Genomic DNA, 6,707 nt, shown 5'->3' on the forward strand with positions numbered 1-6,707 from the left:
GGGTCGGCGGGGCCCTCGCCGGTGTCGATGCGGGTGGGCACCGGCACGCCGGCCGGCAGCGGACGCGGCTGGCCGACCGGCCGCGCGGACGGCTCGGCGGCCGTGCCCGGCTCCGTCGGCTGTTCGACGGCCGGGTCGGTGTCCTGGTCGCCGTCCTGGTCGCCGTCCGCGGGTTCCTGCGGCTGGTCGCCGTCGGCCGGCTGCTCGGGCTCGGCCGGGCCTTCGGGTTCCTCGGGCTGGCCGGGCTCCTCGGGTTCCTCGGCCGGCGGGCAGGCGTCGGTCTCGCAGGGCTCCTCGGGTGCGGGGCAGAGCGTGCCCCGCGGGCACTCGGTCGTCGGGCAGTCCCGGCACGGCTCACTGGTCGAGATCTCGGTGGGCCGCGTGCCGATGTTCGGGGGCGCGGGCGCGGCGGCGGCCTCGGGGGCGCCGAGGAGCAGGACCCCGAACAGAACGGAGCCGGCGACCGTGACGATGCGGTGGCTGCGGTGGCTCTTCATCGTGTCCTCCTGGGTGACGGTGTGTCGCCCGGTAGGAGTCACGTGCCCCGCGAGGCCTTACAACTTTCTAGCCGGTTCTTTCGCAGCCGCTCACGGTGATAGTGCCGCCAGCGGGTTTCGACTGGTTACCGGCAGCGTCGACGGCCGTGACCGTCCACGTAGCGCCGTCCTGGGTGAACGGTCCCGCGGTGCCGACCCACACGCCGCCGCTCTGGGTCATGCCCGCCGAGCCGCCGGTCCAGCTGAGCGTGACCGATGTGACGCCGACGTCGTCGGTGATCGCCGCGGTAACGTCCGTGCTTCCGTTGCACCTCACCGAGGTGGGGTTCGCGTCGGCGCGGACGATCCCCGGCGGGTTCGTGTCGCGCGGGGGGTCGGGCGGGTCCGGCGGGTCCGGTGGGTCCGGGACGCGGCGGGTGGTCGTCGTGGTGTCGTCCGGGTCGTCGAAGCCGCCCGGGTCCTCCTCGTCGAGGACCTCGTCGTCCGCGCCGACCGCGTCGGTCGTCGTGGTGGCGGACGACGCCGTGCCCGACGAGGAGGTGGTCGACGTGCCCGACTCGTCGGTCGTGACCTGGCGGGTGGGGGAGACGGGGAACTCCAGGGCCTGCGGGTCGCCAGACTCCGGGCCGCTGCGCAGGAACGCGACCGCGCCCGCGAAGATCAGCAGCAGTGCCGCCGCGGCCGCCGCGGTGGCGACGCGGAGCCGCTGCCGCTGTGGTGCGGCGCGGGTCGCGACCTTCGCCGCGGTGACCACCTCGGTGTCGGGCGCTGTTTCGGGCTTGGCGTCGGTTGTCGTGCTCGCCGCAGTGGTGGCCGCCGGCGCGACCGGGCTCTCGCCCGTGGCCGACAGGTCGCCGTGGAACCCGGCCAGCTCCACCTGGTTCATCACGCTGTCTCGCAGCCACGCCGGCGCCGGCAGCAGCGGCACGGCCGCGAGCAGCGCGAACGGGCTGACCATGATCCGCCGGCGGTCGTCGCACACCGCGCACGAGTCGACGTGGCGGGCCACGCGCTTGCGCATGAGCGGCGAGTACCGGCCGTCCCAACCGGCCAGCAGGGCGTCCAGCTCGGTGCAGTCCCGGCGGCCCTGCCGGGCGATGAGCAGCGCGCCGAGCGACCTCTCCACCTGGTCGCGGAGCCGGGTCAGCAGGACGTAGGCATGCCCCGGGCTGACGCCCATCGCCTCGCCGAGCTCCGCGCCGTCCAGGCCCTGCCGCACGTGCAGGTCCAGCAGTGCCCTGTCCCGTTCGGACAGGCCGGCGGCCGCGCTCCACACGAGCTCGCGCAGCGCCACCTGCTCGGCCACCCGGGCCGGTCCGGGATCCGTGTCCGCCATGTCCTCCGCCTCGTCGAGCACGACCCGACGGCGGGCCCGGATCCTGCGCAACGCCACGCTGCGCGCGACGGCGTAGAGCCAGGGCCGGAGCCGATCGGGGTCGTTCAGCTGCGCGAGCCGCTGGGCGACGAGAACGAAGGTGTCCTGCACAGCGTCCGCGGCATCGTCGCGGTCGCGGAGCACGGCGTGGCAGAAGTCGTGCAACCGGTCGGCGTAGCGGTCATAGATGGCCGCGAACGCCTGCCGGTCACCAGCGAGCACACCGGCGACCAGTTGGGCGTCGGTGTGCTCGGCTAACTCACTCACTGCCGGTGGACCTCCGGTCCGGTCTCGGGCGGCTCGCACGGGCTGAGAGCCCGCGAGGCGGATGAACCTTACGACTTTTGGCGTCCGAGTTGGAGTGCCAACGTGCCCGAGACGTTCCCGAGGTCAGCTCTTGAGTGTTTCGGCGAGCGGCACGGAGGCGTCGGCGAGCCGCGCGGTGTCCACCGGCTGCTCGGCGTGGATCAGCTCCTGGATGGGGCCGACGCCGTCGTCCCAGAGGTTGACGTGCATGCCGGCGACGACCCGGTCGCCCGCCACCCAGAACGAGTAGAAGGCCAGCCCGTCGACGTCGCCGCGCAGTACGACCTGGTCGTACCCGCCGGGCGCGAACCAGCCGGTGAACTCCATGCCGAGGTCGTACTGGTCGGTGAAGAAGTACGGCAGGTCGGTGTAGGTGACGTCCTGGCCAAGCATCGCGCGCGCGGCCAGCGGTCCGCCGTTGAGCGCGTTCGCCCAGTGCTCGACGCGGATGCGCCGGCCGTAGCGCGCGCTCGGGAAGCTCGCCGCGTCACCGGCGACGAACACGTCGGGGTCCTGGGTGCGCAGCTGGGAGTCCACGATGACGCCACCGTTGTCACCGTCCAAGCCCAGGCCGGCCTCCTCGGCGAGCTCGGTGTTCGGCCGCGCGCCGATGCCGACGATCACCACGTCGGCCGGGAGCTCGGTGCCGTCGTCGGTCGTGACGCCGGTGACCTTGTCCGTGCCGGTGAACCCGGTGACGCCGGTGCCGAGCCGCAGGTCGACGCCGTGCTTGCGGTGCAGGTCGCCGAAGACGCTGCCGAGCTCGGGGCCGAGCGCGGCGTGCAGCGGGGTGGGCTGCGGCTCGACGACGGTCACCTCGGCGTCGTACTTGGTCCGCGCCGCGGCCGCGGCCTCCAGACCGATCCAGCCCGCGCCCACGACGACCACCCGGCCGCCGCCGGCCAGCGACTCGCGCAGCCGGTCGATGTGCCCGACCCGGCGCACGTAGTTGACGCCGTCGAGCTGGTTGCCCTCGATCTTCAGCCGGCGCGGCGAGGCGCCGGTGGCCAGCAGCAGCTTCGCGTAGCCGAGCCGCTCGCCGCCGTCGAGCTCGACCTCGTGCGCGTCGCGGTCCAGCCGCACGGCCCGGGTGCCGGTGCGCAGGTCGATGGACTTCTCCGCGTACCAGCTCTCCTCGTGCACGAAGATGCTCGACCGCTCGTCGTCGCCGAGCAGGTAGCCCTTGGACAGCGGCGGCCGCTCGTAGGGCCGGTCCCGCTCGTCCCCGACGAGCACCACTCGCCCCTCGAAGCCCTCTTCGCGAAGGGTCTCGGCGGCCTTCGCGCCGGCGAGACCGCCACCGACGATGACGTACGGGTTGTCGCTGACCATGGTGTGTCACTCCGTCTGGTTGTGCTTGTGGTGCTTGTCGTTCAGGCACTGATTCCGGCGAGCGAGAAGAACTCCTGTCGGGACCCCCGATCCTCTCGCAAGAGGCCGTGTACCGCCGAGGTGACGGTGACCGCGCCGGGTGCGCGCACGCCACGCAGGGACATGCACAGGTGTTCCGCCTCGATGACCACGCCGACGCCCTTCGGCCGCAGGTGCTCGGCCAGCCAGTCCGCGACCTGCTTCGTCAGCCGCTCCTGGACCTGCAGGTCACGGGCGAACAGCTCGACCACGCGGGCGAGCTTGGACAGGCCGAGGATCCGCTCGCCCGGCAGGTAGCCGACGTGCGCGACCCCGTGGAACGGCAGGAGATGGTGCTCGCACAGCGACTGCACGGGGATGCTCCTCGCCACCACCATCTCGTCGTATCCCTCGTCGTTCGGAAACGTCGTCAGCCGGAACTCGCGCGGGCTCAGCTGCTCGGCGAAGGATCTCGCGACCCGCGCCGGGGTGTCCGCCAGGTGCTCGGACGTCGGGTCCTTGCCGAGCGCCCGGAGGAGGTCCGCCACCGCGCGGGCCGCCGCCTCGAGGTCGACGGTGTCGCGGTCGTGGACGACCGACAGGTGCCGGCCGGTACCCGGCTGGCTCAACTCATTCACGGTCACGGCGCGCCCCTCGTTCTAAAAACAACTTCCGTGACTTTAGAAGCGCGTAGCGGTTTTCGTCAACGGACGTTTGTCTTAGAGTGGAGACCGTGGACGACGTGGCCGCGATCGCGGCGCTGAGCGAGCCGACGCGGCGGCGCCTGTACGCGCACGTGGCCGGCGCGCCGGAGCCGGTGAGCCGCGACGACGTCTCCGCCGCGCTGCGGATCCCGCGCGCCACCGTCGCCTTCCACCTGGACAAGCTCGTCTCCGAGGACCTGCTCGCGGTCACCTTCGAGCGGCGGACCGAACGAGCCGGTCCCGGGGCCGGGCGTCCGGCGAAGCTCTACCGGCGGTCGGACCGGGAGCTGACGGTGACGCTGCCGGAGCGGCGCTACGAGCTCGCCGGACACCTGCTGGCCGGCACGCTCGAGTCGGGCGAGGAGCCGGCGGCCCATGCCCGCGTGGCGGGGGAGCTGCTCGCCGGCCGCGGCGGCGACCTGCGTGCCCTGCTCGAGCGGAACGGGTTCGTGCCGTACGCGGACGGTGTCGACCTGGTGCTGCGCAACTGCCCGTTCCACGCGCTCGCCCAAGCTCACCCGGAGCTGATGTGCGGCATGATGCTCGGCCTCGTCGAGGGCATGCTCGCCGGCCTGGGCGAGGAGGATTACGCCGCCCGGCCCGACCCGGGCCCGGGCAGGTGCTGTGTGCGCCTCACGCCAGCACCACGGTGAACCGCCAGTCCAGCACCGACCCTTCCTGACTCTCCACAGTGGACCGCAGCGATACGAGACCGCCGTCGGCGAGTGGCGAGGTGTCGGTCACCTCGACCCGGCTCGTCAGCGAGTCGCCCTCGTGCACCGGCCCGGTGTGGTCGCAGCTCGTCCAGCTCGCCACCGTCACGATGTTCGGGATCGCCCGGCACGCCTGCGCCAGCGCGAGGCCGACGGTGTGGCCGCCGTACACCAGCCGCTCACCGCCCGCGGCCGCCGCGTCGTGGTGCGCCGCCGCGATGTTGACGGTCAGCCGGGCCAGCTCCGGCGCGGCAGACACCACGTCCGCGCCGGCCGCCGCCCAGGATCGGCCGGCGGCGAGGTCGGCGAAGTGCTCGCCGGGCAGGCGCCGGAACGCGGCGAGGTCCCACCCGGCCACGGGTGGCGCACTCGGTGCCGCGCCGGTCAGCGTCGACATTTCGTCGCGGTGGCCCGTCGGTTCGATCGAGCGCAGGGGCAGCATCGCGCAGCGCAGGAAGTCCAGCACCGGTCGGGCCTGCTGATCGACGGTCGTGATCCGCAACGCCGCGAGCCCGGTCGGCGGCCGGCCCGGCGTGCGGCTGTTCTCCTTGAGCCCCACCACTTCCGTCGTCGTGCGCAGCGTGTCGCCGAGCGCGGGGTACCGGTGGAACGCGAGCCCGCGGTAGAAGAGGTTCGCCCGCACCCGCTGCGTCACCACGGTCGACTGGCCGATCGCGACATCCCACACCAGCGCCGGGTGGGCGAGCGGCGCGCCGGCGACCTCGGTGGCGAGCGCGTGGTCCAGCGGCAGCCGCAGCCGGTCGCCGAGCACGGCCTGGTGCGCGGCCGCGTGCCCGGACGTGAGCGTCACGCCCGGGGCGCCGGTGAACATGTCGCCGACGGTGAGCTCGTCGAAGTACGGTCCGGACGAATATACGGCCATACCTCGCAGACTACGATACATTGGCCGTACATTTTGAGGAGGGCGCGAATGGGACCGCTCGACGGAGTGACCGTGGTCAGCCTGGAGCAGGCGGTCGCCGCGCCCTACGCGACCCGGCAGCTCGCCGACCTCGGCGCTCGGGTGATCAAGATCGAGCGCCCCGGGGGCGGCGACTTCGCCCGCCACTACGACGAGACCGTGCTCGGCCAGTCCAGCTACTTCGTCTGGCTCAACCGGTCCAAGGAGTCGCTGACCCTCGACGTCAAACAGCCCGCCGGGCAGCGGATCCTGCACGAGCTGCTCGCCGGCGCCGACGTGTTCGTGCACAACCTCGGCCCCGGCGCGGCCGCCCGGCTCGGCGTCGACGCCGACCCGCTGTGCGAGCGCTACCCGAGGCTCGTGCACTGCACGGTCTCCGGCTACGGCACCACCGGGCCGTGGGCCGAGCGCAAGGCCTACGACCTGCTCGTACAGTGCGAGACCGGGCTGGTGTCGCTCACCGGCACACCCGCCGGCATGGCGAAGGCCGGCATCTCCGTCGCCGACATCGCCGCCGGCATGTACGCGTACTCGGGTGTCCTCACCGGACTGTTGCGGCGCGCCAACACCGGGCGGGGCGCGGCGATCGAGGTGTCGCTGTTCGAGGCGCTCGCCGAGTGGCTCGGCCAGCCCGCCTACTACACCCGGTACGGCGGCGAGCAGCCCGCGCGGACCAGCGCCGAGCACGCGACGATCGCACCGTACGGCCCCTACACCGCCCGCGACGGCGAGACCGTGGTGCTCGCCGTGCAGAACGAGCGCGAGTGGGTCGCGCTGTGCCGGCTGCTGCTCGGCGACGAGTCGCTCGCCGGCGACCCCCGGTTCGCCACGGGCTCGGCG

The 6,707-nt window shown here is 73.1% G+C and carries 6 protein-coding genes and 1 pseudogene; 2 read left to right on the plus strand and 5 right to left on the minus strand.

Annotated features, from left to right (window positions below; all coding sequences use genetic code 11):
• The 4 genes and pseudogenes from ACRDSK_RS30405 to folE form a co-directional block, all read right to left on the minus strand.
• Positions 1–497: pseudogene (locus ACRDSK_RS30405) on the minus strand (hypothetical protein); the annotation flags it as partial.
• Positions 498–564: 67 nt separating this feature from the next.
• The gene (locus ACRDSK_RS30410; RefSeq protein WP_431444833.1) at positions 565–2,139 is read right to left on the minus strand and encodes a sigma-70 family RNA polymerase sigma factor; all 1,575 of its coding nucleotides are present in this window, start codon (positions 2,137–2,139) and stop codon (positions 565–567) included.
• 123 nt (positions 2,140–2,262) lie between these two features.
• On the minus strand, positions 2,263–3,510 hold the full coding sequence (locus ACRDSK_RS30415; RefSeq protein ID WP_431444834.1) for an NAD(P)/FAD-dependent oxidoreductase: 1,248 nt from the start codon (positions 3,508–3,510) through the stop codon (positions 2,263–2,265).
• Positions 3,511–3,551: 41 nt separating this feature from the next.
• Complete coding sequence (gene folE, locus ACRDSK_RS30420) at positions 3,552–4,172, minus strand: GTP cyclohydrolase I FolE (protein WP_431444835.1); 621 nt, start codon at positions 4,170–4,172, stop codon at positions 3,552–3,554.
• 89 nt (positions 4,173–4,261) lie between these two features.
• Here folE and ACRDSK_RS30425 point away from each other — a divergent pair, with 89 nt between their 5' ends.
• Positions 4,262–4,885, plus strand: a complete 624-nt coding sequence (locus ACRDSK_RS30425) for a helix-turn-helix transcriptional regulator (protein WP_431444836.1) — start codon at positions 4,262–4,264, stop codon at positions 4,883–4,885.
• Here the strand turns inward: ACRDSK_RS30425 and ACRDSK_RS30430 are convergent.
• The gene (locus ACRDSK_RS30430; RefSeq protein WP_431444837.1) at positions 4,866–5,828 is read right to left on the minus strand and encodes a MaoC family dehydratase; all 963 of its coding nucleotides are present in this window, start codon (positions 5,826–5,828) and stop codon (positions 4,866–4,868) included. The two genes, ACRDSK_RS30425 and ACRDSK_RS30430, sit on opposite strands and share 20 nt — an antisense overlap.
• A gap of 48 nt (positions 5,829–5,876) precedes the next feature.
• On the opposite strand from ACRDSK_RS30430, the gene ACRDSK_RS30435 reads away from it, so the two are divergent.
• On the plus strand, positions 5,877–6,707 hold an 831-nt coding region (locus ACRDSK_RS30435), incomplete at its 3' end, for a CaiB/BaiF CoA transferase family protein (RefSeq protein WP_431444838.1).

It is taken from the genome of Actinophytocola sp., assembly GCF_050699915.1.
In the GTDB taxonomy this organism is placed as follows: domain Bacteria; phylum Actinomycetota; class Actinomycetes; order Mycobacteriales; family Pseudonocardiaceae; genus Actinophytocola.